Consider the following 25,212-nt stretch of genomic DNA (forward strand, 5'->3'; position numbering starts at 1 on the left):
TCAATTATCCTCGAACAGGGTATCGGGCGACCACGCGTCGAACCGGATGATGCGGGCGACGCCGCGTGTGCCAGAAAAAAGAACCATCAACGCGCCTAGGGAGGTGATTGCCGCCGTGCGCAGGGATTCTGGCACCTGCAGCATGGGCAGCATCGTATCCCAGCCAAAGCGCATTAAAGCGATACCAGCGACGAGCATTGCGATACCAAAGGCGGCCAGAGCAAAATCTGTAAAAATCATCAGGCATTTGCGTGTCGTGACAGGAAGCATGTCGCGAAAAAGAGTCACGCCAATATGCGTGTTTTCGTGCACGCCAACAGCGGCCCCAAGGAACGCGATATAGCAAATCAGAAGAAGTGCTAATTGTTCGACCCAAGTGGGGGTGGCGTTCAGGACGTAGCGGCCAAACACCAGCCATCCGAATGTCGAGATAAGAACAACAAGAGCGACAGAGGCCACTATGAGGCAAACCGTTCGGATGAGCCCGAGAGCCCGCCCAACCCGCTGCCCGTAGACAAGATCCGAGGTCATTGGCTGTCTTTCAAACGAAATGACGGGGACCGGAATAAACCGGTCCCCATTTTGAGATTACTCGGCGTTGCGGATCATGTTGACCAGATCGGCAAGGTCCGGGTTGCTTTCAAGGAAGGCGTCATAAACCGGGGTCATGGCTTCCTGGAATGGCGCTTTGTCGGCGATGGTGTTCACTTCGGTGCCGCCAGCCTTGACGATTTCAAGGCTTGCCGCTTCCCGCTCTGCCCAGAGTTCACGCTGGTAGTCGGCGCTTGCGCGGCCTGCTGCCATCACGATGTCCTGCTGCTCGGGCGTGAGCTTGTCCCAAGTCGCTTTGCTCATGACCAGCGCTTCTGGAATGATCAGGTGCTCGGACAAGGAATAGTACTTGGCCACTTCAAAGTGGTTGGTCGACTCGTAGGATGGTGGGTTGTTTTCTGCACCGTCCACGACACCTGTTTTCAGTGACTGATAGACTTCTGCAAAGGCCATCGGCGTTGCGTTGCCGTCCATTGCTTCGATCATTTTCACGAAGAGATCGTTGGACATGACGCGGACCTTAAGGCCTTCGACGTCTGCCGGTGTATTGATCGGGCGAACCGAATTATAGAAAGACCGTGCGCCTGCTGCATACCAGCCAAGAGCAATGATACCCTTTTCTTTCATGCCTTCGCCGATCGCGTCGCCAACGGCGCCATCCATCAAGCGGTACATCTCTGGTACGCTCGAAAAGATGAACGGAAGCGATACAACATTGGTTTCGGGTACGGATTGGCCCATCGGCCCAAGGCTGAAGACAGCAAAGTCGAGCGCGCCAAGACGCACTTGTTCAATTGCGTCGGGCTGCGAGCCCAGAACACCATTGTGGAAAACTTTGCCAGAAATTTCGCCGCCGGTTTTTTCGCTTACTTCGGCGATGAACGACTCCATGCCGGCGGACACAGGATAGTCCTCGACGTGGATGTTCCAGCCGCGCAGATCGGCTGCATGTGCACCAGACACAAGCCCTGCTGCCAATGCGGCAGCGGCCGTGAGAGTTGTAAATTTGAAATTGATAGTCATGCGTCCCCTCCAGGTTGCTTTGCGTGGCCTCGCCCTCCAAGCGACTCTGGCCTACGACGGGAGCATGCTTGTATTTTATCTGGGATACAAGATAAAAATAGGCCAACGCCCCAGTATGCTTCGCCGCGTTCAGTTTTCACAAGAAATGATCGGGAATTTCGACCGCGAAAGCGCGAAGCTATGCGTCGCCGTCTTCGAAATATGCCGAGCCGGTCTTGCGGATCGCGGCGATCGTTTCGTCCAGCCTGGTCAGATGGGCCATGCCCGCATCAACCGCAGCTTCGCCATCACCGGCCTTGAGGGCGTCAGCAATGTCTTGGTGATCGCTTATAAGTTGCGGCATGCGTTCTTCTTTTGAAAGGCCCAATGTGCACAGGCGATCGACCTTTTCCTTTTCAGCCCGAATAAGGTCAAACGCATAGGGCACACCGCCAATTTCACACACAGTCTTATGAAAATCATAGTCGAGCTCTGCAAAGGCTTTTTGGTCGCGTTCGGCCCATGCTTTACGCTGAAGCGCCAACTGCGCATCAAGTTGGAAGCCTTCCGCAGGGCCGCAGGCTTTGGCTGCTTTGCGCAAGGCGGCCGCTTCGATTGCGGCGCGTACGAAGCGGCTTTTCTCGATTGAGCTTGCCGAGAACTTCCGCACTTCGGTCGCTTTTTTGGGCCTCACCAAGATCAGGTCCATGGCCTCAAGTCGGCTGAATGCCTCGCGAACGGGTTGGCGGGAAACGCCAAAGCGGGCGGCAATGTCAGCTTCTGAAATGCGAGTGCCGGGCAGAAGGCGCATCAAGGTGATTTCGCGATAGAGAAATTCGACAATCATTGCGACGCTGCTTTGGCGGGTTTGGGGTGTGGCTGTTTCCGTCACTGTCCTGTCCTCTTCCGGCATGCTGCAGCTTTTCTTGTATCCGGCGAGATGCCGGTCGCCGCGGGGTGGCGGACTTAAAGATGGGCGCTAAGAACTAGTATATCAACTAGTATACATAAAGACTAGATGCGCCGACAACGATGTGTGGGAAGCCATCCTAAGGTCGCATGGGCACATGTGAATGCGACCGATTGCAACTCAATACCTGACGACTTGGATTTCACAAATATTTTTAAAGTGCACGTCTGTCGAGATATTCTTTGATCACTGCATCAGTTGGATAAGGGCAGCGTGCAGCAGGCCAGCGAATGGATGTGTTCGTGATGGTGATTTGGGCTGTGATGGTGACAAAACGGTCCGCTTAGCCACGGATAATCAGTATTTCCAAACCCGCATATGCGCCCATGAAAACGACCATCCTTTCGGGCATCAGCCCGAGTTTGTGCCTGATGTAGGGATGGTGGCTAACTCAGGCTCGAAAATCACAAATAAGTACAAATATGGTCGATGTGGAAAATTTTCTTCCAAGATTGAGCATACGCTGAAACGTCGTTTGGTCATGCGGTGGTGGTCCGCAGGGCGTGATGTGAGCAGGTTGATCCTTAGCTTGGCGAACCCTTCGACGAACCTACGCCTATTGGCTGCAATGATACAGGTCTGCCAGAGGCTCGCCTGAATGGCGAGCGGAGGCGGGGAATATTTGGATCGCCGCATTGACGAAGCAGTGCCTGATCGTGCGCCATGTCCCCGCACTGAAATTCGGTTGATCCGTTGCCCCATTGGCGGTGCTCGAAGCTTCGGGGTTTCCACTGGCCTTTTCAACGGTGGGTGGCGATACGGCGGCGGCGCTTGCTGCGGGATGCCCAGTGGTTGTCAAAGGTCACTCAGTGCAAGCCGGACGTCTGATGTGGTTGCCGAACCGATTGATGCTGCGATCACGAGTTGCAATCTGTATCCGAGCGTTTTTGGCCAAGTTCAGGGTGGAAACCGCGCCGTGGGGCAGGCCGTGGTCCAATCTCGCTGATCAGTACGGTCGGCTTCATCGGTTCAGTTACGGGTTGTGTTTCCCTGCTTGATCCATGCGCGGCGCGGTCAGAGCGGACCCCATTCTTTGGCGAGCTTGGCCCGCTAGGTCTTGTGTTTCTTATGGGTGCCAACCGGTTGGTTTCGTGGGCTCTGGGTTGACGGTTGCCAAGGTTGGTCGGTGTGTCGCCTCAGATATAGCCGGACAAGCCACGCCAACCGGCAATAACGGCTGACAAGCCCATGACGCCAATCGCAACCTGGCGATACTGGTCCCCATCCAACCTGTTGAACACTTCCGTTCCCACTTTTGTGCCAAGTGCCAGCGCCGGTATTGAGATGACGGTAAGGGCGAGGATTTGGGCGCTTACACCGCCTGCAATGATCAGGCCCGGTGTTGCGATCAAAGCGGTGACAAAGAAGAACAAGAACAGCGAAGCGCGGGTTTGTACCGCGCTGATGCCACTGCCTAGGTAAAATGCAACGGCGGGTGGCCCGGGCATTGCTGCCAACCCAGAGAACGCGCCAGAGGCAACGCCAGCAAACAGAGCAAGCCCATGGCGCGGGCGTGGTTCTGTTGGTTTGTACCGCAAAAGCAATGCGAGCCCGCCCAAAACGGCTGCTGCAATCAGAATCCTTGCCGCATCTGGGCTCAGCGCTGCCAGAGCAAAGATGCCAATTGGTGTTCCCAATAGCGATCCCAGACAAAGCCGCATCAAAGTGGGTTTGTGTACGTTACTGTGCATCGAAAAGATGTCGTGTACCCCGACAATCACCTGCATCAGAACGGCAAGCGTCACGGCTTGCAAAGGTGGCAAGACAAGCGACAAGATCGGCACAGCGGCCAGCGCGAAGCCAAATCCTGCTATCCCGCGCAGTAGGGCTGAAAAAAAGACTGCGCCAACAACAAGCGCCGTCAACGTGGTAAACATGTGGGGGTCTCCGCCAAACAGGGGGTCGCAATTGCCCTTATCCGATCAACCCGACGGTTGATTGTGCCAGTGGCAGCATTCTTATGGGTCCAGTTCAAGTGTCTTCAACGGGCCCTATATTTTTAACGGCCCTACGCAATTTCGCCCCGAAAATGCATACCCGGTATGATTGCACCGCATTCAGTCAATAACAGGCCGAGGCGTGAGAATTGACCATCGTCTCGGGTTGGACCAAGGGAAGCGCGGCTTTCAACCCGTCGCGCAGAAGGCCCAAAACACCCGCAGGCAGCACGACGTCGCGGTCTTTGCAGCCCTTTGCCTGAAAAATTCGAGTGATTTCTTGAGCGCTGTCGATATCGCCCACCTTCAGCCGCACAACTTCGTCGGCACGCATCCCGCAACCATAGGCCAGCGATAACATCACGCGGGGGCCTTCAGGCTGGGAGCCATAACCAAAATGCGCCCAAGTTCGTTTTTGCTCAGCACGGGTGGCCCCTTCACCGGCTCTCCAAGTCAGAAAATCTCGACCACCAATTCGTGCTGTCAAAGCGTCACCCAGAACAGAAATTTTCACCGCACATGGTATGGTTGCGCGCGCAAATGCTCGGCCCGTTCGCGACGTTCCGCGTGCGAGGGCGGAGGTCTGCGGTTCGATGTGCCAAGAGCGAAAGTAATCAACATTGCTTTTGAAGCTTCAACTGATCGCTTTCATAACGATTTCTTTCGACGGAAAAACACATCGGCTGCGTTAAAGATGTATTGCCTCAGCCAAGGATCCAATCATGAAGCTTGCTCTCAACGCACTGGCCGTACTGGCCACAACTGTACTTCCGCTTTCAGCTGAAACCCTCTCGGCAGATGTTTGGGCCGACAATTGGTTTGAGATGCGCATCGATGGCGTACAGGTTGCAGAAGACAGCGTATCAATCACCACAGAGCGGTCGTTTAATGCTGAAAGGTTCAGTTTTGAGGCCGAGCGCCCTTTTGTAATTGGTTTGGTCGCCAAGGATTTCAAAGAGAACGACACAGGGTTGGAGTATATTGGAACCTCGCGCCAACAAATGGGCGACGGCGGCGTGATTTTGCAGATTTTGGATGAGGCAGGGTCACCTGTCGCCGTCAGTGATGATGGCTGGCAGTGTCTTGTGATCCATACCGCACCGATCGACAAATCCTGTGAATCTGCGACTGATCCTGTCGCGGGCGAAGGAGTTTGCACGTTTGAAATGGCGGCTGAACCCGCAGGATGGGATACAGCCGATTTTGATGCCTCTGATTGGCCGCAAGCGGATGTCTATTCCGAACGCCAGGTCAGCCCCAAGGACGGCTACGACAAAATCAATTGGGTTGAGAGTGCTGAGTTGATTTGGGGTCCAGATCTGGAGCAAAGCAACACTGTTCTGTGCCGCCTGACGGTAGAATGACCATATGCGGGACCATCAAGCTATGCCCCTTTCCAGACCCATCGCGCTTGTTGCCTTTTCGATTGTGGTTGTTCCCACACACGCCAGCGCCCATGAAGATCAGTGCAACGTGGTTGCCGCCTCTGTCGCGGATGCGGGATTTACTGACGATGTCACTGTGACTTGCACCGACAGCCACGCAATTTTGACATCAGACACCTACCCAGACCACGACTTGATGACGGGGATTATCGGCACAAACGAACAGGTGCCCGTACCTGCAGAATACGCCGCGCCGATCATCTTGACGCCAACGCTGGGGACGACACCTTTGACGCGCGATGCGGCTTTGGGCGTTGCGGTGAACGGTGTGCCGATTTACGATTATACTGGTGGCGGCGAGATGTCTGAGGCCGATCTCGCGCACCACCAAGCGCAGCACGACACCTTGCAAACCAACCAGTTGGACGTGTGCGGCGGTCATGCGGGACGGGGCGATGATTACCACTATCACGCCAAGCCCGTTTGTATGATTGAGCAGATGGAAAACGCTGCTGACGCTGCGATCATTGGTTGGGCGTTCGACGGCTTCCCGATCTACGGCGATGCCAATCCTGACGGGACTGCGATCGCAGAGGGGACATTGGATGTCTGCAATGGTCAACCCGATGAAGTGTTTGGCTACCGATATCACACGTCACCCGGCTCCCCCTATATCGTTCAATGTCTCATGGGCGAAGTCCCTGATTTTGATGCCTTGCCACGTGTGCGCCCTTTGTCCGCTGCAACGGGAGGTGGAACGCAGCCAGGTCGCCCGCCACAAGGCGGGGTTGAGGGTCTTGTGTTTACGCAAAACGATGATGGCAGTCGCAGCATGGATTACACATATGAGGGTGAACCCTATTTCATCCGCTACGCACCTGCTAAGAATGAAGGCTGCTATTCATTCACAACTCAAACCGTTACAAACAAGGGTGAATTGATGGTCGGCGAGTTCTGTCGATGACGCGGTTGCACAAATCAAGGCGTACTGCAGCATTGGGCGTACTTCCGCAATTACCCCTGACGCGCAGGACAGGGCGGCTAAATGGCAGTTAGTGGCAGGTCCGTTTGTTGCAACGCACCAATCAGACTGTCACCCCTACACTTGCCTGCATCATGAATTGCGCTCCGATGGGTCGTGTGGCGGCGCCAATTGCTCGGGCCTTGCCGCCGATGCTGCCGCTTTCGATGCGCGGTTGGATCAGGCCGCGGGTGTCTTGGGTTACGACATAGCGGCGCACACGAGAAACGAGGTCATCCCGGATGCTTGCTGGAAAAGCACCGTCGATCAGGATTGCTTCGAAATCAATGACCGAACAGGTGGACAGAGCAGCCTTGGCCAGTTCTTGGGCTGTCTGCCCCAACCATGGGTCAACATAGCGCGACAAAGAATGCCAGCTATCAGGGTCTGTCCAAAGCTGTTGTGGATCAAGCTCGACCTCACGTAGGCGCAGCTCTAGTTGATGGATTGACGCCATATCGATCAGCTGCATGCTTTCGCCATTGGGCCCAATGCTGCGCAGTGATCCAAGTGCGCCAGCGTTTCCTTGGCGTCCTTCAAAGACCGAGTTGTTTAAAACGATCCCGCCACCAATGAATGCGCCGATAAAGAAATAGGCGTAGTCGCGGAACTCTTTTCCACGTCCGTATGTGTGTTCTGCTTGGCAGGCCGCAGTGGCATCGTTCAAGAGTAAAACAGGCAAACCTGTCCTTCGCTGAGCTTCTTCTTTTGGATCGATACCTTTCCAGGGCGAGGACGCCTCTGCCGTGCCAACTGATCTGTCGGGCCAGTTCCAAATTTCAAATGGGGCTGCGATTCCTATGCCGCAGATACGGCTGACGTGATCGGGCGGCATCGCTTCGGTAATGCTGTCAACGCCGTCTTCCAAGAAGTCAAAAATATCGCCCGGAATCGGCGATGGATAGGTCAGCTGCCGCTCTTCGCGCAGCTCCCCGGTTAAGTCGATAAGGACCAAATCGGCTGATCGGCGTCCAATCTTCAGCCCAAATGAGAACACGCCGTTTGAAGCCAACCTTATCGGGATAGACGGTTTGCCAACTTTCCCGCGAACAGGTTCGCCTCGTTCAACAATCCCCTCGTCCCCAAGGCGGCGAAGGATGCTGGACACAGTCGGCGGGGAAAGTTCTGCGAGACGTGACAAGTCGCTGCCCGGCATCGGTCCGTTGCGCTGAAGTAGCGAAAGAAGAAGACGCTCGTTATGATCGCGAACGCCTTTCTGGCTCAAGCCGGTGCTGATGGATCTGATGAGTCCGTCTTCCATAAGCATCACCTTAGCAGCCTAAAAACACAGGTAAACATATTAATAAGAAAACTTAACTAATTAATTGACAGCCGAGCAAGAATCGCGTTTCTTAGGGGAAGATGACGGGCGGTGGTCTGTCGTTTAACCGTCGGAGTGGAGGCTCTGACCTATCAAAAAGTCTGGGAGGACATCATGAAAAAGTTGCTCATCGGCACTGCGCTTGTCACCATTGCAACTGCTGGTTCGGCGTTGGCTGACGATCACGCCACGTCCGCGTGCCTGATCACCAAAACCGACACAAACCCGTTCTTCGTCAAGATGCGTGAAGGCGCGGCTGCGGCTGCCGAAGCGGCTGGAATAACACTTAATTCCTACGCAGGTCAGGTCGATGGCGACAACGAAGCACAGGTTGCTGCGATTGAAACCTGCATTGCAAATGGCGCGTCCGGCATTCTAATAACCGCATCCGACACTGCGGCCATCGTGCCATCCGTTGAACAAGCCCGCGAAGCTGGTCTGCTGGTGATCGCGCTGGACACGCCGCTCGATCCGATCGATGCAGCTGACGCGACATTCGCAACTGACAACTTTCTTGCTGGTGAGTTGATCGGACAGTGGGCTGCGGCCACCTTGGGTGACGACGCGGCCAACGCGAAGATCGCCATGCTTGATCTTGCGATCAGCCAGCCCACCGTTGGTGTTTTGCGCGACCAAGGCTTTCTGACGGGGTTCGGCATCGACACTGTTGATGTGAACAGGTGGGGCGACGAAACAGACGAGCGTATCATCTGTAACGAAGTGACAGCCGGTAACGAAGAGGGCGGTCGCACAGCGATGGAAAACTGCCTTGCCGTCGATCCAGAGATCAACGTGGTTTATACCATCAACGAGCCTGCTGCTGCGGGTGCCTATGAAGCGCTGGCTGCAATCGGCCGTGAAGATGACGTGCTGATCGTGTCTGTGGACGGCGGTTGCCCGGGTATTCAAAACGTTGCGGATGGCGTGATTGGCGCGACCAGCCAACAGTACCCATTGTTGATGGCGTCCCTCGGTATCGAAGCGATTGTTAAATACGCGGCTGACGGGACTCTGCCAGAAAACACACCGGGTAAAAATTTCCTGGATACGGGCGTGTCCCTTGTCACAGGTCAACCTGCAGATGGCGTTGAGTCGATCGACGTGGCTGAAGGCACAGACCGCTGCTGGGGCTAAATCCTGCGGTCTCGGTGTGATCACATCCTGACAGAACCAATGAGATGGGCGGCAAACTGCTGCCCGTTTCAAGCACGGCCTTACTAAGGCCGTTTTTAAAATTCGGTATTGGAGGGCGCAGATGACCGAAAGTCAAAGCTATGAAGACGTGGTCAAAGATAAGACAGAGACGCATTTCGCACAGTTCGAAGACGAGCGGAAAGGTCTGATCGGCAAGGTCCAGCACGCGCTTCATCTCAATCCAGCTCTTGTACCTCTGATCATTTTGGTGACGGCGATCGGGTTGTTCGGAATGATCCTTGGCCAGCGGTTCTTTTCTCCCGGCACACTGACGCTGATCCTCCAACAAGTGCAGATCGTCGGCGTTTTGGCAGCCGCGCAAACCCTCGTTATTCTGACGGCTGGAATTGACCTTTCTGTGGGCGCAATTGCGGTGCTATGCACGGTGATCATGGGGCAATTCACGTTTCGCTATGGGGTGCCTGCGGAACTGAGCCTACTGATCGGGCTCGCCTTTGGGGGCGGTATCGGGGCGATCAGCGGGTTCCTTGTGAGTCGCGTGAAAATCCCGCCTTTCATTGTGACCTTGGGCATGTGGCAGATTGTTCTAGCGTCCACCTATCTGTTTTCACGTAATGAAACCCTGCGCAGCAGTGATCTGCGCGCAGATGCGCCGGCGCTTTTGTTCTTGGGCAACAAAATTCAGATTGGCGGGGCGAATTTCACCTTTGGTGTCATCTTGATGATCCTGATCTTTGTCGCCCTTGCATATGCGTTGCGCGCGACGGCTTGGGGGCGCCATGTCTATGCTGTGGGCGATGACCCAGAGGCCGCGCAACTGGCCGGTGTGAACGTCCATAAAACCTTGATGTCGGTATATATAATGGCAGGTCTGATCTGTGCAGTGGCCGCGTGGGTGATGATCGGGCGATTCAGTTCGGTATCGCCATCGGCGTCGACCGGTGTGATCGGGAATATCCAGTCGATAACGGCGGTGGTTATTGGCGGCATATCCCTGTTCGGTGGTCGCGGATCGATTTTCGGTGCCTTCTTTGGTGCCTTGATTGTGGGTGTGTTTGAAATGGGCCTGCGTATGGCAGGGGCTGATCCGCAATGGACATTCCTGTTGATCGGCATGTTGATCATTGGCGCCGTGGCGCTTGACCAGTGGATTAGAAAGGTATCGTCATGACCCAGCAACAACCCATCCTTTCCGGCAAGAACCTTGTGAAACGCTATGGCAAGGTCACGGCTCTCGATCACTGCGATTTCGAATTGTATCCGGGAGAGATTTTGGCGGTGATCGGTGACAACGGGGCGGGGAAATCTTCGCTGATCAAGGCCTTGTCAGGTGCTGTGGTCCCTGATGCAGGCGAGGTCTATCTTGAGGGCAAGAAGGTCAATTTCAAATCCCCGATCGATGCGCGCCATGCCGGCATTGAAACGGTCTACCAGACGCTTGCCATGTCGCCAGCCCTGTCGATTGCAGACAATATGTTCATGGGCCGTGAAATCCGCAAATCGGGGTTCATGGGGAAGGTGCTGGGCCAACTTGATAAGAAGAAGATGGAGGCGTTCGCGCGTGATAAGCTGTCCGAGCTTGGGCTGATGACGATCCAGAACATCAACCAAGCGGTCGAGACGCTTTCAGGTGGTCAGCGCCAGGGTGTGGCCGTGGCACGTGCCGCTGCGTTCGGGTCCAGGGTGATTATCCTCGACGAACCGACCGCAGCCCTTGGCGTAAAAGAATCTCGCCGTGTCTTGGAACTGATCCTTGATGTGCGTTCACGCGGTACCCCGATCATTCTGATCAGCCACAACATGCCCCACGTATTCGAGGTTGCAGACCGTATCCACGTGCACCGACTTGGCAAACGACTGTGTGTGATCGATCCGAAAGACTACACCATGTCAGATGCTGTCGCATTCATGACGGGCGCAAAAGAGGCCCCAGCGTAGCGTCGTTCATAGAGTGTAACACCTGTACTCCCACGCGGAATGGCGCGCTGGTTGACGCCGTCGACGTTTGCCCAATTTGCAGGTTGATGGTGCGCGACAGGGTCTTGAGATGGCCGCTGTGCCTCTTGCAGGTGGTGCGTGCTAAAAGCGGGCGCTGATACCCAGAACCGGACCGCTCAGGGTCAAGGTCACGTCGCGCCCGTCCAAATCCTTGTCGATATCCATGTGGCTGTATCCAGCACGCAAGGCCCATGTTTCGTTAAAGCTGTATTCAACGGTCGCGGTGGCTTGCCAACTCATCTCAGATGCGTTTCCGATTCCAAAGCCGCCAATATCGGCCAAGGCTGACGCGCTCCATCGATCCGAGATCGGAAGCTGAACGCGGAAACCAACAAGCGGGTCGACCCACCGGTCACCGTCTGTAAACGAACGTGTCGGCAAGGTGTTTGCGTTCAGAGTGACGTCAAGATCAAGATCATAGGCGCGAAACCCGCCTGCGATGTCGACTTGCGCTGCCGCTGTCTCAGAAACCCGCCATGTGGCATAGCCTGACGCGATGGACAGGGTCGTCTCCACCGTGGCTGACCGAAAGGCTGCACCAAATGGCGTGTCCTTGGATGCGGTCAGGTTTGTGTGGTTGAGATCAAGAATAAATCCGAGCTTCTCAGACTGTGCTTCGAAGGCGCCAAAAAACGCCGCATCAAGCTTTTCAAGCACATCGGCGAAACTCAGCTCGGTTTCCAACGTGCCTTGCGCTGTTTCAATGGACGTATCGAGCCCGGCCATCCAACCATAAAGCGTCGCAGAGTAGGCCCAATCACCGGCATGCGCAAAAGTCGGAAGGCAAGCAGCCGCAACCAGCGCGATACGTCGCGTCTTTTGACGGTGTGTGTGCGGTTTACGGCGCATGGCATCCTCCCGATGGATTTGTTTACGCTACATCATCGTCCGAGAAGCGTGGCCAAGACAACAGGATGTCTAAAGATAGGGCAACTTGGTTTTGCATGCTGCCGAGGGCGTGCATCTTATGCAACACTCTGGTTCGTGGCGCCAATCTGTGGCTTAGTTGGCGGAAATGAACTGTTCACATGCCAACAGCATGAGAGGAGCCACCATGCAGACACGGCGAAATTTCATCACCACTGCCACAGCGCTGGCGACGACCGGACTTTGTGCGCCCGCTTTGGCGCAGTCGGGTCGCAGTCAGTGGGCATCGTGGGACGCGCAAGTAACCCCGTTTGGGTATGATCTGACGACATCCAATCCTTGGAATTTGCACCCGCGATTTTTGCCGGTTCGGGTCACGGCAAAACCGGGTTTGAAGGCAGGTGATATCCATGTGGATGCCGTAGCGCGATATCTTTACCATATCGAACCCGGCGGGACCGCGATGCGCTTTGGCGTCGCCATTGCACGCGGCGATCTTTACGAGCCGGGGACGTATACAATCCGCCGCAAGGCAAAATGGCCGCGTTGGACGCCAACACCCGACATGATCAAACGCGATCCGGCTGAATATGCGCAATTCGCCGACGGCATGGATGGCGGCCCGCGCAACCCTTTGGGGTCACGCGCGCTCTACCTCTATATCGGCGATCGGGACACGTATCTGCGTATACACGGAACGCCCTATCCCCGTTCGATCGGGGGTCGCGCCAGTTCAGGCTGTGTGCGTATGGCAATGCCGCACATAAACGCGCTCTATGACCAAATCAGCACGGGGGCGACGGCGTACCTGTATTCACCGAACCGGGTTGCGAGCACCTGAAGTGCTCTGTTTCACGGTTTAGGTTGCAACTTCGTCAGGCGCACGCGTGCAAATCGGTCGTCCATCGCGGCTGCGCAGCGGAAGCAGCGTTGCTTCGACGGGGCCGTCATGCAGATACCAATAGCAGCCGTCTTCGGGCAGCACTTTCACGGCCTGAAGGTTCTGATTGGGCGCGGCAAGGGCGATCACGCCTTCGGGTAGAGTTTCGATATACGCGACCTCGGTCGGGTCGGACGACGTGATAGGAACATCGCAAGCTGCAAGAGCCAACAGCAGGGCGGTCAGACAAACAAAGTGTGACTTCATCAAGAAAATACCTCGTCGCTCGAAAACGGCCCGCATCCGTGAACCTGATCGCACGATGAAACGAACCGGCCCCAAGGTCCAGCCGTTTCACAAACTTTCAACTATCTGAAGGGAACTCTAGAGATGCGCGGCGTCTGTTCTCTTTGCGAAGACAAGGCAGGAATTGATGCTGGGTGTGACGGCGCCGTGCGCGACAGAAGGCGCCGCCGTAATAGAGCCTTAGTGTTACGCGACGCGCAGCTCAGGTATCGCGGCCGGAGAAACAAAGGCGTTGTGCAGCGCGACAATCACTGGCTTCAGTGTTTTGCGTTCCAGAATGAACTGAACATCAACATTGCGCGGCCCTTGCGTTGCCCCGATAGCTTCCATGCCACCGGCGGCAATCGCCTGAAGTCCGCGGCTCAGCACAGAAAGACCCTGCATGTCCCGACCGATAACCGAAACGATGCTCATCGGACGGGAAGACACCTTTGCCGATGGATAAAGAGTCGACAGATCGGTCTCTACCTTGCGAACCACCTTTGCCGGTGCATCGACATAGTGGGTAATGGTGTTCGCATTCGACACTTTTGACACGATCCGCACATTGTACCGCGTGAGAATGTCTAGCACAGTGGCGTCATAGCCTTTCACACCAACCATGTCCTGTTCGAACATTTCAAGCGCGATGATGTCGAGCCCGGTGACGATCTCTACTGCCGGGGATTGGGTTGGCTGATCGTCGATCAGTGTTCCGGGGTCCTGCTGGTCGAAAGCATTGGTCACCCGCAATGGCACTTGCGCCTGCCGCAGAACACGTGCGGCTTTAGGGTGGATGGCTTCCATCCCCATATTGGCCAGTTGATCCGCCACATCGTAATTTGTGCGCCCGAGTTTGCGAACCTTGTCTGCGCCAACCAGTTTCGGATCGGCGGATGACAGGTGAAACTCTTTGTGAATTATCGCTTCGTCTGCCCCAAGAAGGGCCGCTAAACGCGAAAAGGTCACTTCGGAATAACCGCGATCAAATTCGCGCATCAAACCTTCGCGGCACTGTGCGTACCCTGTGACGATGGGCATTTCATTGGCGGCATCCAGACCATCCATCGCGGTCTTCAGGCGGTCTTCCAAGCTGAAGTCTGTCTGGTCCCGCCAGCCTGTCAGATCGACAAGTGTGGCGTTGACCCCGGCCCGTTGAAGCAAAAGCACGGCAACCAAAGCGGAGTGTGCTTCGCCAAGTCCCGACAGCAATTCCCGGATCTTTAGAAGATGGTCCGCAAGCCGGAAGTGCCCATAGGAACAAAGCCGCTCAAGGTCGCTCAGGCAGTTGCGCGCGCCGTTGATGCGCTCACGGACGAACGCTTCGGCTTCTTGCAGGTCGCTTGGATGAGACAGCAGGCGGTCGTGCTCGGCACACATGGCGCGTTCGACCTGTTGCAATGCGGCGTTCCAGTCTTGGCCTTCGGTCGATGTGTACAGGGCATATACACCGGCCTTTCCGGTCTTCTTGTGTTCAAGAAGGAGGTCGGTGATGCCGCCAAATGCGGACACGACGAACACCCGGCCATAAAGGTCGGTTTTGGCCCGATCACCAATGAACAAAGACTGCACAAGTTCATCAAGGCGGGACATGGATGTCCCGCCGATCTTTTCAACGGTCAGGCTCATGTCAGGCCGTCTCCTGTTCCTCAGCGGCGGCATATGATCCATCTGCTCGGTGAACCTCTGTTCCGGTTACCGGCGGATTGAAGCAGCACGCCATGACCAGTTCTTCTTCCGACCGTAATGTGTGCCTGTCATGCAGGTTCAGGGCATACATCACACCGGGGCGGATTTCATGGGTTTCACCCGTGGCCAAATCGGTGATCGACCCCTTGCCCGACATGCAATAGACGCTTTCGAAGTGGTTCTTGTATTCGAACGTATGCTCGGAACCGGCCTCAAGCGTGGTGATGTGAAACGAAAAGCCCATCTTGTCATCGGCAAGCAGCATGCGAACCGAAGTCCAGCGTGCATCCGAAACTTCACGCTCGGTGCCTTTGATCTTATGAAGGTCGCGTACGATCATTGGGATTACTCCGCTGCGATTTTGGTTGTTTCTGACAGAACTTCGCGGGCCGACTGGATCACGATTTCCAGACCTTCGCGCAGGACTTCGTGGGGCGTCGTCAGCGGCGCAAGGACCTTAACCACCTGATCGTTATTGCCGGAGGTTTCGATCACCAAGCCATGCTCGAACGCACGAGCGCAAATCGCTCCGGCCAATTCGCCGGTGCCCACATCGACCCCCAGCATCATTCCGCGCCCTTTGAGGTAAGCGCCGGGAACAAGATCAATCAGCTTTTGCAATTCGGCCGTCACAAGCGCTGATTTCTCAGCCAGGTCCAGTTGAAAGCGGTCATCGGCCCAGAACTTTTCGATCGCAATCCGTGCCGTGATGAACGCATGGGTATTGCCGCGGAATGTGCCGTTATGCTCTGCCGGGCCGAAAACGTCACTTTCAGGTCGGATCAGCGTCAATGCCAGCGGCAGCCCGAAGCCAGAAATGGACTTCGCCATGGTAATGATGTCGGGCATCACACCCATCTCGTCAAACGAGAAGAAGGTCCCTGTACGGCCGCAACCGGATTGGATGTCGTCCGCGATCAGCAAGGCCCCGTGCCGCTTGGCGATGTCAGCGATTTTGCGAACCCACTCAGGAGAGGCGGCGTTCAGCCCACCTTCGCCTTGTACGGGCTCGAACAGGATCGCCGCCGGCGCGTCAATGCCACCTGATCCATCGGACAGCATCTTGTCCAGCAAATCGGCGCTATCAAGCCCCGCTACATAGCCTTCGAAAGGGACGCGGGTAACGCCCGATGTGTCCATTCCGGCACCGCCCCGGTGGTAGCCATTCCCGGTCGCCGCAAGCGCGCCCATCGTCACGCCATGAAAGCCGTTGGTAAAAGCGATGATGTTTGTGCGCCCGGTCTTCTTGCGGGCGATTTTCATCGCGGCCTCGACTGCGTTGGCGCCTGTCGGGCCTGTAAACATAACTCGGTGATCCATGCCGCGAGGGCGCAGGATATGCCGCTCAAAGGCGGATAGGAAGTTGGCCTTTGCATCAGTGTGCAAATCCAGCGCATGAGCCAGGCCGTCACCCGCGATGTGATCGATCAACGCGGTCTTCATGTCAGGGTCGTTGTGGCCATAGTTCAGCGACGAACATCCAGCCAGAAAATCGATATAGCGGTTGCCCTCGGCGTCGAACATTTCCGATCCGCTTGCATGGGTGAAAAGGGCAGGGATGCCGCGGCAATAGGAACGCGCTTCGCTCTCGCGGCGCTTGAAAATGGCAATATCGGTCGTAGCCATGTCTTTGGGCATGGAGCGTCCTTTCAGTAAATCATGAAATAGGTTTGGCGGCGGCTTAAGCTGCGGCGCGCAGGTGGGTTACCGATCGTGGCAGTGTGATCGTGACCATGTGTTCGGTCGCGGCGGCGCCATCGAAGTGCAGTTCCCGCTCGAAATGCGGCTCGTCTGTTAACTCGCCACCAATGCTGCGGGCAAAGCTGCGGAACAGCGCCCAAGAGGCTTCGTTGGATTTCGTGATGGTCGTCTTGAGATGTGTCGCATCGCGACATTCTTTACGCGCAACCAGATGCGCCAGCATCTTGCGGCCAAGGCCCAGACCGCGCGCTTCCTGGCTGACGGCGACTTGCCAGACAAAGAAAGCGCTGGCGCCGGGTATCATGTGACCGGAAATCCAGCCAACGATGTGGCCATTCAGTTGAGCGACAACACAGGTGTCGCGGAAATGATCGGCTTGGATCAGATTGCAGTACATCGAATTTTCGTCCAGTGGCCCGCACTTGCGTACCAGATTCCAGATTTCCGCCCCGTCTTCCGCAGTTGGTTTGCGCAAAAAGGGCACCCGCGTGTCCGGGTCCATCGTGTCTTGCTCAATCAGATCCTTTGGCATCTTCGGCTCTCACATTGTTTCTTTGATCGTCAAATTACATGCGAAGATGAAATTTTCAACCCTGAGTCAGAAATTTGGCAAAAACCGACAAAAAAGGCCAAGAACAGCGCACATTTTCCCCGGCGGCGTCACGAATATGCTTTGGATGACAAAGTAATGTGAAATGTCCTTTGATTGTTGAAGGAGTCGCGCTTTGCGATTACGCTTGTTCAATGAACATGACAGGCCCCGACCGCATTGATGCCAGCCTTATCGCTCTGCGCCGTATTCTGCGCGCGACCGAGATCTATGCCCGTAAGTTGGCACAATCTGTTGGCCTGACGTCGTCGCAACTCAGGGTGCTGCAGATCGTTGCGGGCAAACCGGATGGAAGCGCCACCCCCAAAGAACTCGCGGTGCAGATGCGGTTGAGCCAAGGCACGATCACAACATTGGTCGATAAACTGGTGGCGCGCGGGCAGGTTGAGCGCGTTCGATCTGATGCCGACCGTCGTCAAACGAACGTGGTTTTGACGGATGCAGGGCGCGCCACTGTCGACAATGCGCCGGACGCGCTACAGCAACGCTATGTGGCGTCGTTCGACGCGCTGGAAGATTGGGAGCAGGCGCAGCTTGTCGCGTCGCTGGAGCGCGTGGCGGCGATGCTTGATGCCGGCGAGATCGACGCATCGCCGGTGTTGACCATGGGTGATATCCATTCGGGATAGCCCTTGTGCTCACGTCTGCAAAATCGGCGGCCTTGCACCCCAATTTCAATATACGGCGTACGGGCTGTGTCGGTTCGATCCCGCACGTTGCCGTGGCGAAACGAAGTTACTTTCCAGATTGGGCATGGCGGCGTATTTTGATTGGAAGCCGATGATTGAGGTCGGCCAATTCACGATCGAAATGCGATGCGCCAAGGCGCGACCAACGACGGTAAATTCCATGCCGATGTTTTTCGCAAGAATGATAAGACTGGATGACAGCGGCACGACACTTTTCCGAAGCGAGGACCACCTGTGAAATTTGAATCGTCTGTTTTGGCATTCTTACTTGCCGGGTTGCTGGCAGTTGCTGCCTTTGCGCAAGACCTTCCGCCTGATGCGGCGGCGGGTAGTTTGAAAGGGCGCCCTTATTCGCCTTATGCTGATCGCGGATTTCCCACGCAGGTGTTTTTTGGCGACACACACGTCCACTCGGCACTGTCGGCGGACGCGGGTGGGGGCGGCACCACCCTGATGCCGCGCGACATGTACCGCTTTGCGCGCGGTGAGCAGGTAACGTCAAACACCGGCCAACCCGTCAAGTTATCTCGTCCATTCGATTTTTATATGCTGACCGAGCATACGGATGGCATGGGGGTGATCACCGATATCATTCGTGGCGCGCCGAACATTATGTCAGACCCGGACGGGAAGCGGTTTCACGATGCCTTTGCCAAGGGCGGCGACGACGCAAAAGAGGCGTCTATCGAACTGATTGCCAAATTCAGCCAAGGCACGCTGAGCCAGGCCTTGCTGTATCAGCCCGGCACCTCAGGGTATGACAACACATGGCGTGACCTTGTGCAGGCCGCCGAAGAGTTCAACACGCCCCATGTTTTCACCGCGATGATCGCGTATGAATGGACGTCGTTGGTGGCGGGCGACAACCTGCACCGCAATGTCATTTTCCGGGACGGCCCAGAACGGGCGTTGCAAGTTGTTCCATTCCTCATGAGTCCACCCGCCGGAAGTGCGGACCCACGTGATCTTTGGAAGTGGATGCAGGCCTATGAGGACAAAACCGGCGGCGATGTGCTGGCCATCCCGCACAATCCGAACCTGTCCAATGGCCGTATGTTTGCGCCCAATGACACGTTCCGCGACGGTGAAGCCTTTGATGTCGAGTATCTCAAGACTCGCCAGACGTGGGAAAGGTTGCTTGAAATTCAGCAAACCAAGGGTGATAGCGAAACTCATTTGCTGATCTCGCCCACCGATGAATTCGCAGATTACGAAACATGGGATTGGGCGAACCTTGATGTTTCGGCTGCCAATGCCGACGCCATGATCCCCTATGAATATGCGCGCGGTATCCTGAAAGAAGGGATCCGGTTTGAGGCAGAGCAGGGCGTGAACCCCTATAAGCTGGGGTTTGTCGGCGGGTCCGACATTCACACAGGCCTGACCACCGGTGACGACGCCAATTTCTTCGGTGCTTTCACTTGGATGGAACCGTCTGCGACCCGAGCCACGACGGTGGCAAAGGGCAATGTTGCATTGGATATCTCTTATAAAGGTTGGCAATACGCCACGCCCGGCCCGACGGCCGTATGGGCGACGGAAAATACCCGCGCGGGCATTTTCGATGCGATGGAACGGCGCGAGGTGTATTCCACCACGGGTCCGCGGATCACTGTGCGGTTCTTTGGCGGATCTTTTGCACCAGAGGATGTGCACACCCGCGAATTGGCGCGGGTCGGCTACACCAAGGGTGTTCCGATGGGCAGCGACCTGATCGCACCTGAAGACGGGACAGCGCCGAGTTTTCTGGTTTATGCATTGCGCGACCCGATCGGCGCAAACCTTGATCGGGTTCAGATCATCAAGGGTTGGGTGGACCCCGCTACTGGCGACACACGCGAGCAGGTTTACGATGTGGTTTGGTCGGACGGGCGTGAGCCGGGCGCAGACGGTAAATTGCCCGATGTTGGAAATACGGTTGATCTGACGATCCCAAGCTGGACCAATGACATCGGCGCGCCAGAGCTTGGAACAGTCTGGACCGATCCTGACTTTGATCCCAATGTACATGCGTTTTACTATGCCCGTGTGATCGAAATCCCGACACCGCGCTGGACCGCTTATGACGCTGTGCGGTTCGGGGTGGACATGCCGAGCGAGGTCAAGATGATTACTCGGGAACGGGCTTACACGTCGCCGATCTGGTTCACACCAAGCACGGATTGATGCTCATGCGCGCCTTATTCTCTGCCGCTCTGATTGCTCTACCTGTTGCGGTGAGTGCGGACCCGAACCCGCTCCGCAATGCCTATTTTGGCGAAACGCATATGCACACCGCCCTGTCGCTTGACGCATACATCGGCGGGACGCGGCTGATGCCGGCCGACAGCTTGGCCTATGCGCGCGGAGAGCCTGTAACGCTGCCCGATGGCTCGGTGGCGCAACATAAGCGCCCGCTCGATTTCGCGGCGGTCACGGATCATTCCGAATATATCGGCGAGATGTATTCGGCCATTTATGAGGATGCGCCTGGTTACGACAACGATGAGTTGGAAGAACTGCGGACTATGAGCGATCTGGAGCAGCGCCAAGAGTGGTTTTTTAAGTACGTGGTCTCGTCAAATCGATCCACGACACCGCAGCACCCGCCGTTCTATGCCGGGCCGTCCACGACAAAAAGCGCGTGGGATATTATCGTGACCGCGGCGAATGATGCGAACGATCCGGGTGTGTTTACGGCCATGATCGGGTTTGAATGGTCTGGTGCACCCAATGGCGCGAACCTGCACCGCAATGTTCTGTTCCGCGATGACAACGTGCCGGATACAGTTCCGTCCTATATCGAGTTGAACCAAGAGGAACGCTTGTGGGATTGGATGCGTGTTCAGGAAGCCGAGGGCCGTCACCTTTTGGCGATCCCGCATAATTCCAATGCGTCCAAAGGCCGGATGTTTCCGGATGTCGACAGTTTTGGCGCGGCTTTGGATTTGGACTATGCACGCACCCGACAGCATTTCGAGCCGCTGATCGAGATGATGCAGGTTAAGGGAAACTCGGAAGTGCACCGCAAGTTCTGGGCGGCGGACGAGTTTGCAGGATTTGAAAACGCGGACTCGATCCAGAAAAACTCAGCACGCATTTTCAAGCAGCGCGACTTTGTGCGCGGGGGGCTGAAGGTCGGTCTGCAAAAGCAGTCTGAGCTGGGCGTAAATCCGTTCAAGTACGGCTTCATGGGCGGCACAGACAACCATAACGGGTTGATGTCAGCTGTGGCTGAAGACGAATTCATCGGCGCACATGGCCCTGAAGATGGCAGCGTTGAACGGCGCCGGACGGGGGATGTTCTGGGGTGGATCGACGGAAAGGACCTGTCCATCGGATCGATCGGTGGTGTCTGGGCGACAGAGAACACCCGCGCTGCGATTTTCGACGCCATGAAGCGCCGCGAGACCTTCGCCACTTCTGGTCCACGGATTAAGATCCGCATGTTCGGGGGGCCGGATTTATCTGCTCCTGCCGATCCTGTTGCAATGGCAGAGCAGGGGTATCTTTTGGGAACACCGATGGGGGGTGATTTGCGCCCAACCGTCATCGCCCCGACCTTCACCGTTTATGCCGAGAAAGATCCGGACGGCGCGAACCTTGATCGGATCCAGATCATAAAGGGTTGGGTCGACGAGAACGGCGATCCCAATGAAAAGGTCATTGATGTCGTCTGGTCTGGGGACCGTGCGATTGATCTGTCGACTGGCAAGCTCCCACCGGTGGGCAACACCGTTGACCTGACCACCGCGCTTTTTACAAATGATATCGGAACATCAACCCTGATGGGGTCGTGGACTGACGAGGATTTCGACCCCCAGGAAGTTGCGTTTTACTACGCTCGGGCGTTGGAAATTCCAACGCCGCGTTGGACGACCTATGATGCTGTGCGCAATGATCTGCCGCTGCTCGAAGATGTCCCGGCGACCATTCAAGAGCGCGCATGGGGCTCCCCGCTTTGGTATAGTCCTGCGGGGTAGTAGTTGTTTTTCGGGATGTGTTTGTTCAGCCAACACGGCGCGGCGGGCACGAGGCCCCGATGTAGCGTGCAGCCTAGTCTTCGGCCGGCTTCAATTTGCAGTATTGTACCGCAGTGACATGGCAACGTGGATCGTGCGCCATACGATTTGCAGCGTCTTGTGGTCTTGGGTGTTTGAACGGCTGGCCGCATTTTGAATTTAGCCGCAAGGTAGGGTTGGATCGCCCGGTTCAGCCCGGACGATCCGGCGTTCGATTTAGAGGTTTGGCAGGGGGGGCAGTTCCTGACCAAGCCACTTTTCGGAAAGCTCGTTCAACTGTCCACCAAGGGTTTTGTGAAGGATGAACGTGTTGGTCCAGAACAACAGATCAAGGTTGCCCTTTTTAACGCCGATGAACGCCGGGGATTCCTTCAAGATGAACTTGGTTTCGATATCCATCTCGGCGTTTGCATCGCTGATCGCTGCCGCAAGCGTGTTGCCGCTGACAAGGACGTCCACCTGACCGGATTCGTACGCGGCGCGCGTTGCCGCGTTGTCGCCAAAGCGCACAATCTCGGTTGTTTCCGGTGCGAGCTCTGTCAGTTTGCGCGTTTCGCGTGATGGCGGGCACTGATTTCAGCTGATTGTGGGCACTGATTTCGCGGGAAGGCGGGCGCGGATTTCACGCGATCGCGGGCACTGATTTCACGTGATCATGGGCAGGACTGGTCGACGAACTGAAGATACTCCCCCTCCGTATCAACAGGAGGGATGGAATGCCGACAGGACGTTTGACCATGCGCCGGATACGGGACGTATTGCGATTGAAGTTTGCCCAAGGGCTGAGCGAGCGGTCGATTGCCGCGTCGCTCGGGCTTGGGAAGGGAAGTGTGGGCACCTATCTGCGGCGGGCTCGCGACGCGGGCCTGAGGTGGCCGCTTCCCGATGGGTTGGACGACGACAGCCTTGAACTGTTGCTGTTCCCGTCCTCGCCGAGCGTGCCGGATCCGGATCGCCCTGTTCCGGACTGGGCCGCGATGGACAAGGAGCTGCGCAAGCGCAGTGTCACCAGGATGCTGTTGTGGGAGGAATACCGGGCGCAGCATCCGGGCGGGTTCGGATACACGTGGTTCTGTACGCATTTCGACGCCTGGAAGGGGCGTGTCCGCCCAAGTATGCGGCAGACACATGCGGGCGGTGAGAAGGTGTTTGTCGATTACGCGGGCGACACGATCGACATTGTCGATCCAGAAACTGGCGAAGTGCATGCGGCGAAGCTGTTCGTCGCCACCATGGGGGCGTCCAGTTACACCTACGTCGAAGCTGTTGCCTCGGAAGGGCTGGAAGACTGGATCGGTGCCCATACCCGGATGTTCGCCTATCTGGGCGGCGTGCCCAAGGCGGTGGTCCCGGATAACCTCAAATCCGCTGTCATCAAACCCGACCGCTACGATCCCGGGTTGAACCGGACCTATGCCGAGATGGCAGAGCATTACAGCACCGCGATTCTGCCCGCGCGTGTGCGCAAGCCCAAAGACAAAGCCAAGGTCGAAGTGGCGGTGCAGGTGGCACAACGCTGGATCCTCGCGCGGTTGCGCAATCACAGGTTCTTCTCCCTCGCCGAACTGAACGCCGCGATCCGGCCTCTGCTGGACGATCTGAACACCCGGGTCATGCGCGATTACGGTGCAAGCCGCGCCGATCTGTTCGCCACGCTGGACCGCCCGAGCCTGCAACCGCTGCCCGCCGATCCCTATGTCTTTGCCAGATGGAAGCGAGCCCGTGTTGCACCCGACTACCATGTCGAGGTTGACCGGTGCTGGTATTCGGTACCCTTCAGCTTGATCCGGCAGGAGGTCGACGTCCGCGCAACCCATTCCACGGTCGAAGTTTTCCACCGTGGCAAACGCATCGCCAGCCATGTCCGCAACCCTGGGCGGCGCAGCCACGTCACGGTGCCCGATCACATGCCGTCATCGCACCGCCGCCATGCGGAATGGACCCCGGCGCGCGTTCTGGCCAGCGCTGAGAAGCTTGGGCCCTCGGTCGCCGCGTTTTGTCAGATCGTCATGGAAGACAGACCGCACCCCGAGCAGGGCTTCCGCACCTGCATGGGCGTGCTGTCGCTGGCCAAAAGCTATGAACCTGACCGCCTTGATGCCGCCTGTCGCCGGGGCGTCGCCATCAAGGCGCGGTCGGTATCCTCAATCCGGTCAATCCTGAAGAACGGGCTCGATCAGGCGTTCCTGGAACCAGACGCTGACGAGCTGCCGCTGCAGCACCCCAACATACGCGGCCAGAAGTATTACCACTGAAAAGGAGACATCCCATGCTGACACATCCCACATCCGACCGGCTGGAGGCCCTTGGCTTCACCGGCATGGCCAAGGCGCTCGACGAACAGCGTCGCGCCTCCGCCATGTTCGAAAGCCTCAGCTTCGAAGAGCGACTTGGATTGCTGGTCGATCGAGAGGCGGCAGAACGTGATGCCAAGAAGCTGGCCACGCGGCTGCGGTTTGCCGCGCTCCGCCATGCGGCTTGCGTGGAAGACATCGACATGCGCAGTCCGCGCGGCATCGACACATCCGTCATGGCGCACCTCATCGACAGCGGCTGGATCGACCGGCATGAAAATCTGCTCATTACCGGCCCGACCGGGCTTGGGAAAAGTTGGATCGCCTGCGCGCTTGGCCACAAGGCGTGCCGCGACGACCGCCGCGTGATGTATCACCGTGTGCCCCGGCTCTTTCAGGCGCTGGCCATCGCCAGGGGCGACGGGCGCCACGCCCGTGTCCTGAAATCCATCGAACGAACCGAGCTGCTGATCCTCGACGACTGGGGTCTATCGGTGCTGACCGCCACCGAACGCCGTGACCTCCTGGAAATCCTCGAGGACCGCCAGGGCCGCGGCTCCACCATCGTCACCAGCCAGTTGCCCGTCGATCAATGGCACGAGGCCATCGGCGACCCAACCCTTGCCGATGCTATTCTCGACCGGCTGGTTCACAACGCCCACCGCCTCGCCCTATCCGGAGAAAGCATGCGAAGAAAGATGAGCATCACAAAACCGCTTGACCCAACCGATCAGGCCTGACTCAATGCACCTAGTCGACCAGCCTGCCCACGACCGTGAAATGGCTGCCCACGATGGCCTGAAACGCGTGCCCGAGATCGCGTGAAATCACTGCCCAAGTTCCGCGAAATACGCA

The 25,212-nt window shown here is 56.8% G+C and carries 25 protein-coding genes and 1 pseudogene; 12 read left to right on the forward strand and 14 right to left on the reverse strand.

The window, feature by feature from the left end:
- The 3 genes from E2L05_RS13670 to E2L05_RS13680 all read right to left on the reverse strand — a co-directional run bounded on the left by E2L05_RS13670 (window position 1) and on the right by E2L05_RS13680 (window position 2,446).
- Window positions 1-531 (reverse strand): TRAP transporter small permease, encoded by a 531-nt coding sequence (locus tag E2L05_RS13670; RefSeq protein WP_133343466.1) that lies wholly within the window; start codon window positions 529-531, stop codon window positions 1-3.
- 57 nt (window positions 532-588) lie between these two features.
- Window positions 589-1,575 (reverse strand): TRAP transporter substrate-binding protein, encoded by a 987-nt coding sequence (locus E2L05_RS13675; RefSeq protein WP_133343467.1) that lies wholly within the window; start codon window positions 1,573-1,575, stop codon window positions 589-591.
- A gap of 178 nt (window positions 1,576-1,753) precedes the next feature.
- On the reverse strand, window positions 1,754-2,446 hold the full coding sequence (locus E2L05_RS13680) for a GntR family transcriptional regulator (protein ID WP_243721979.1): 693 nt from the start codon (window positions 2,444-2,446) through the stop codon (window positions 1,754-1,756).
- Between the two features lie 630 nt (window positions 2,447-3,076).
- Between E2L05_RS13680 and E2L05_RS21120 the strand changes: the two are divergent.
- A pseudogene (locus E2L05_RS21120) lies at window positions 3,077-3,595 on the forward strand (aldehyde dehydrogenase family protein); the annotation flags it as partial.
- Between the two features lie 65 nt (window positions 3,596-3,660).
- On the opposite strand, the gene E2L05_RS13685 reads toward E2L05_RS21120, so the two are convergent.
- Together E2L05_RS13685 and E2L05_RS21125 are read right to left on the reverse strand one after the other, a co-directional pair.
- Window positions 3,661-4,401, reverse strand: a complete 741-nt coding sequence (locus tag E2L05_RS13685) for a sulfite exporter TauE/SafE family protein (RefSeq protein ID WP_133343469.1) — start codon at window positions 4,399-4,401, stop codon at window positions 3,661-3,663.
- A gap of 184 nt (window positions 4,402-4,585) precedes the next feature.
- Window positions 4,586-4,822: a tyrosine-type recombinase/integrase gene (locus E2L05_RS21125; protein WP_243721980.1), complete on the reverse strand. Its 237-nt coding sequence runs from the start codon at window positions 4,820-4,822 to the stop codon at window positions 4,586-4,588.
- Between the two features lie 361 nt (window positions 4,823-5,183).
- Between E2L05_RS21125 and E2L05_RS13695 the strand changes: the two genes are divergently transcribed.
- Window positions 5,184-5,825 (forward strand): PEBP family protein, encoded by a 642-nt coding sequence (locus tag E2L05_RS13695; RefSeq protein ID WP_133343470.1) that lies wholly within the window; start codon window positions 5,184-5,186, stop codon window positions 5,823-5,825.
- A gap of 22 nt (window positions 5,826-5,847) precedes the next feature.
- A complete protein-coding gene (locus tag E2L05_RS13700; RefSeq protein ID WP_243721981.1) occupies window positions 5,848-6,810 on the forward strand; it encodes a YHYH protein in 963 nt (320 codons plus the stop codon).
- Between the two features lie 121 nt (window positions 6,811-6,931).
- On the opposite strand, the gene E2L05_RS13705 is transcribed toward E2L05_RS13700, so the two are convergent.
- Window positions 6,932-8,128 (reverse strand): ROK family transcriptional regulator, encoded by a 1,197-nt coding sequence (locus E2L05_RS13705; protein WP_133343472.1) that lies wholly within the window; start codon window positions 8,126-8,128, stop codon window positions 6,932-6,934.
- Window positions 8,129-8,302: 174 nt separating this feature from the next.
- On the opposite strand from E2L05_RS13705, the gene E2L05_RS13710 reads away from it, so the two are divergent.
- The 3 genes from E2L05_RS13710 to E2L05_RS13720 all read left to right on the forward strand — a co-directional run bounded on the left by E2L05_RS13710 (window position 8,303) and on the right by E2L05_RS13720 (window position 11,281).
- The gene (locus tag E2L05_RS13710; RefSeq protein ID WP_133343473.1) at window positions 8,303-9,322 is read left to right on the forward strand and encodes a substrate-binding domain-containing protein; all 1,020 of its coding nucleotides are present in this window, start codon (window positions 8,303-8,305) and stop codon (window positions 9,320-9,322) included.
- A gap of 121 nt (window positions 9,323-9,443) precedes the next feature.
- On the forward strand, window positions 9,444-10,514 hold the full coding sequence (locus E2L05_RS13715) for an ABC transporter permease (RefSeq protein WP_133343474.1): 1,071 nt from the start codon (window positions 9,444-9,446) through the stop codon (window positions 10,512-10,514).
- The gene (locus E2L05_RS13720) at window positions 10,511-11,281 is read left to right on the forward strand and encodes an ATP-binding cassette domain-containing protein (protein WP_133343475.1); all 771 of its coding nucleotides are present in this window, start codon (window positions 10,511-10,513) and stop codon (window positions 11,279-11,281) included. Before E2L05_RS13715 ends, E2L05_RS13720 begins: the two co-directional genes overlap by 4 nt.
- Before the next feature lie 141 nt (window positions 11,282-11,422).
- Here E2L05_RS13720 and E2L05_RS13725 read toward each other — a convergent pair whose 3' ends face one another.
- The gene (locus tag E2L05_RS13725; protein ID WP_133343476.1) at window positions 11,423-12,190 is read right to left on the reverse strand and encodes a hypothetical protein; all 768 of its coding nucleotides are present in this window, start codon (window positions 12,188-12,190) and stop codon (window positions 11,423-11,425) included.
- Between the two features lie 205 nt (window positions 12,191-12,395).
- On the opposite strand from E2L05_RS13725, the gene E2L05_RS13730 reads away from it, so the two are divergent.
- Window positions 12,396-13,049 carry a L,D-transpeptidase gene (locus E2L05_RS13730; RefSeq protein ID WP_133343477.1) on the forward strand — a complete coding sequence of 218 codons (654 nt, stop codon included), beginning with the start codon at window positions 12,396-12,398 and terminating at the stop codon, window positions 13,047-13,049.
- Between the two features lie 18 nt (window positions 13,050-13,067).
- On the opposite strand, the gene E2L05_RS13735 is transcribed toward E2L05_RS13730, so the two are convergent.
- The 5 genes from E2L05_RS13735 to ectA all read right to left on the reverse strand — a co-directional run bounded on the left by E2L05_RS13735 (window position 13,068) and on the right by ectA (window position 17,295).
- Window positions 13,068-13,355, reverse strand: a complete 288-nt coding sequence (locus tag E2L05_RS13735) for a hypothetical protein (RefSeq protein WP_133343478.1) — start codon at window positions 13,353-13,355, stop codon at window positions 13,068-13,070.
- A 225-nt stretch (window positions 13,356-13,580) separates the two neighbouring features.
- Complete coding sequence (locus tag E2L05_RS13740; RefSeq protein WP_133343479.1) at window positions 13,581-15,002, reverse strand: aspartate kinase; 1,422 nt, start codon at window positions 15,000-15,002, stop codon at window positions 13,581-13,583.
- A gap of 1 nt (window position 15,003) precedes the next feature.
- Complete coding sequence (locus E2L05_RS13745) at window positions 15,004-15,402, reverse strand: ectoine synthase (RefSeq protein ID WP_133343480.1); 399 nt, start codon at window positions 15,400-15,402, stop codon at window positions 15,004-15,006.
- 5 nt (window positions 15,403-15,407) lie between these two features.
- Window positions 15,408-16,700: a diaminobutyrate--2-oxoglutarate transaminase gene (gene ectB, locus E2L05_RS13750; RefSeq protein ID WP_133343481.1), complete on the reverse strand. Its 1,293-nt coding sequence runs from the start codon at window positions 16,698-16,700 to the stop codon at window positions 15,408-15,410.
- A 43-nt stretch (window positions 16,701-16,743) separates the two neighbouring features.
- A complete protein-coding gene (ectA, locus tag E2L05_RS13755; RefSeq protein ID WP_133343482.1) occupies window positions 16,744-17,295 on the reverse strand; it encodes a diaminobutyrate acetyltransferase in 552 nt (183 codons plus the stop codon).
- Between the two features lie 212 nt (window positions 17,296-17,507).
- Between ectA and E2L05_RS13760 the strand changes: the two genes are divergently transcribed.
- Complete coding sequence (locus E2L05_RS13760; protein WP_133343483.1) at window positions 17,508-18,002, forward strand: MarR family winged helix-turn-helix transcriptional regulator; 495 nt, start codon at window positions 17,508-17,510, stop codon at window positions 18,000-18,002.
- Window positions 18,003-18,047: 45 nt separating this feature from the next.
- Here the strand turns inward: E2L05_RS13760 and E2L05_RS13765 are convergent, their stop codons facing one another.
- Window positions 18,048-18,269, reverse strand: coding sequence for a hypothetical protein (locus E2L05_RS13765; protein WP_133343484.1), 222 nt, complete (start codon window positions 18,267-18,269; stop codon window positions 18,048-18,050).
- A gap of 27 nt (window positions 18,270-18,296) precedes the next feature.
- On the opposite strand from E2L05_RS13765, the gene E2L05_RS13770 reads away from it, so the two are divergent.
- Complete coding sequence (locus tag E2L05_RS13770; protein WP_208016260.1) at window positions 18,297-20,228, forward strand: DUF3604 domain-containing protein; 1,932 nt, start codon at window positions 18,297-18,299, stop codon at window positions 20,226-20,228.
- A 5-nt stretch (window positions 20,229-20,233) separates the two neighbouring features.
- Complete coding sequence (locus E2L05_RS13775; RefSeq protein WP_165971771.1) at window positions 20,234-22,024, forward strand: DUF3604 domain-containing protein; 1,791 nt, start codon at window positions 20,234-20,236, stop codon at window positions 22,022-22,024.
- Window positions 22,025-22,279: 255 nt separating this feature from the next.
- Here the strand turns inward: E2L05_RS13775 and E2L05_RS13780 are convergent, their stop codons facing one another.
- A complete protein-coding gene (locus tag E2L05_RS13780) occupies window positions 22,280-22,573 on the reverse strand; it encodes a transporter substrate-binding domain-containing protein (RefSeq protein ID WP_243721982.1) in 294 nt (97 codons plus the stop codon).
- A gap of 206 nt (window positions 22,574-22,779) precedes the next feature.
- On the opposite strand from E2L05_RS13780, the gene istA reads away from it, so the two are divergent.
- On the forward strand, window positions 22,780-24,318 hold the full coding sequence (istA, locus tag E2L05_RS13785) for an IS21 family transposase (protein WP_133343487.1): 1,539 nt from the start codon (window positions 22,780-22,782) through the stop codon (window positions 24,316-24,318).
- 14 nt (window positions 24,319-24,332) lie between these two features.
- Entirely contained in the window at window positions 24,333-25,097 is a 765-nt protein-coding gene (gene istB / locus E2L05_RS13790; protein ID WP_133343488.1) for an IS21-like element helper ATPase IstB, read from the forward strand.
- Window positions 25,098-25,212: the final 115 nt, after the last annotated feature.

It is taken from the genome of Meridianimarinicoccus aquatilis, from assembly GCF_004358675.1.
GTDB classification, from domain to species: domain Bacteria; phylum Pseudomonadota; class Alphaproteobacteria; order Rhodobacterales; family Rhodobacteraceae; genus Meridianimarinicoccus; species Meridianimarinicoccus aquatilis.

Excerpts from the sequence above, each read along its gene's own strand:
- istA (WP_133343487.1), top strand. The coding sequence starts at position 22,780 with ATGCCGACAGGACGTTTGACCATGCGCCGGATACGGGACGTATTGCGA.
- E2L05_RS13775 (WP_165971771.1), top strand. The coding sequence starts at position 20,234 with ATGCGCGCCTTATTCTCTGCCGCTCTGATTGCTCTACCTGTTGCGGTG.
- E2L05_RS13685 (WP_133343469.1), bottom strand. The coding sequence starts at position 4,401 with ATGTTTACCACGTTGACGGCGCTTGTTGTTGGCGCAGTCTTTTTTTCA.
- ectA (WP_133343482.1), bottom strand. The coding sequence starts at position 17,295 with ATGCCAAAGGATCTGATTGAGCAAGACACGATGGACCCGGACACGCGG.
- E2L05_RS13740 (WP_133343479.1), bottom strand. The coding sequence starts at position 15,002 with ATGAGCCTGACCGTTGAAAAGATCGGCGGGACATCCATGTCCCGCCTT.
- E2L05_RS13725 (WP_133343476.1), bottom strand. The coding sequence starts at position 12,190 with ATGCGCCGTAAACCGCACACACACCGTCAAAAGACGCGACGTATCGCG.
- E2L05_RS13705 (WP_133343472.1), bottom strand. The coding sequence starts at position 8,128 with ATGGAAGACGGACTCATCAGATCCATCAGCACCGGCTTGAGCCAGAAA.
- E2L05_RS13720 (WP_133343475.1), top strand. The coding sequence starts at position 10,511 with ATGACCCAGCAACAACCCATCCTTTCCGGCAAGAACCTTGTGAAACGC.
- istB (WP_133343488.1), top strand. The coding sequence starts at position 24,333 with ATGCTGACACATCCCACATCCGACCGGCTGGAGGCCCTTGGCTTCACC.
- E2L05_RS13670 (WP_133343466.1), bottom strand. The coding sequence starts at position 531 with ATGACCTCGGATCTTGTCTACGGGCAGCGGGTTGGGCGGGCTCTCGGG.
- E2L05_RS13700 (WP_243721981.1), top strand. The coding sequence starts at position 5,848 with ATGCCCCTTTCCAGACCCATCGCGCTTGTTGCCTTTTCGATTGTGGTT.
- E2L05_RS21125 (WP_243721980.1), bottom strand. The coding sequence starts at position 4,822 with ATGTTATCGCTGGCCTATGGTTGCGGGATGCGTGCCGACGAAGTTGTG.
- E2L05_RS13715 (WP_133343474.1), top strand. The coding sequence starts at position 9,444 with ATGACCGAAAGTCAAAGCTATGAAGACGTGGTCAAAGATAAGACAGAG.
- E2L05_RS13675 (WP_133343467.1), bottom strand. The coding sequence starts at position 1,575 with ATGACTATCAATTTCAAATTTACAACTCTCACGGCCGCTGCCGCATTG.
- E2L05_RS13710 (WP_133343473.1), top strand. The coding sequence starts at position 8,303 with ATGAAAAAGTTGCTCATCGGCACTGCGCTTGTCACCATTGCAACTGCT.
- E2L05_RS13695 (WP_133343470.1), top strand. The coding sequence starts at position 5,184 with ATGAAGCTTGCTCTCAACGCACTGGCCGTACTGGCCACAACTGTACTT.
- E2L05_RS13735 (WP_133343478.1), bottom strand. The coding sequence starts at position 13,355 with ATGAAGTCACACTTTGTTTGTCTGACCGCCCTGCTGTTGGCTCTTGCA.
- E2L05_RS13745 (WP_133343480.1), bottom strand. The coding sequence starts at position 15,402 with ATGATCGTACGCGACCTTCATAAGATCAAAGGCACCGAGCGTGAAGTT.
- ectB (WP_133343481.1), bottom strand. The coding sequence starts at position 16,700 with ATGCCCAAAGACATGGCTACGACCGATATTGCCATTTTCAAGCGCCGC.
- E2L05_RS13730 (WP_133343477.1), top strand. The coding sequence starts at position 12,396 with ATGCAGACACGGCGAAATTTCATCACCACTGCCACAGCGCTGGCGACG.
- E2L05_RS13760 (WP_133343483.1), top strand. The coding sequence starts at position 17,508 with ATGAACATGACAGGCCCCGACCGCATTGATGCCAGCCTTATCGCTCTG.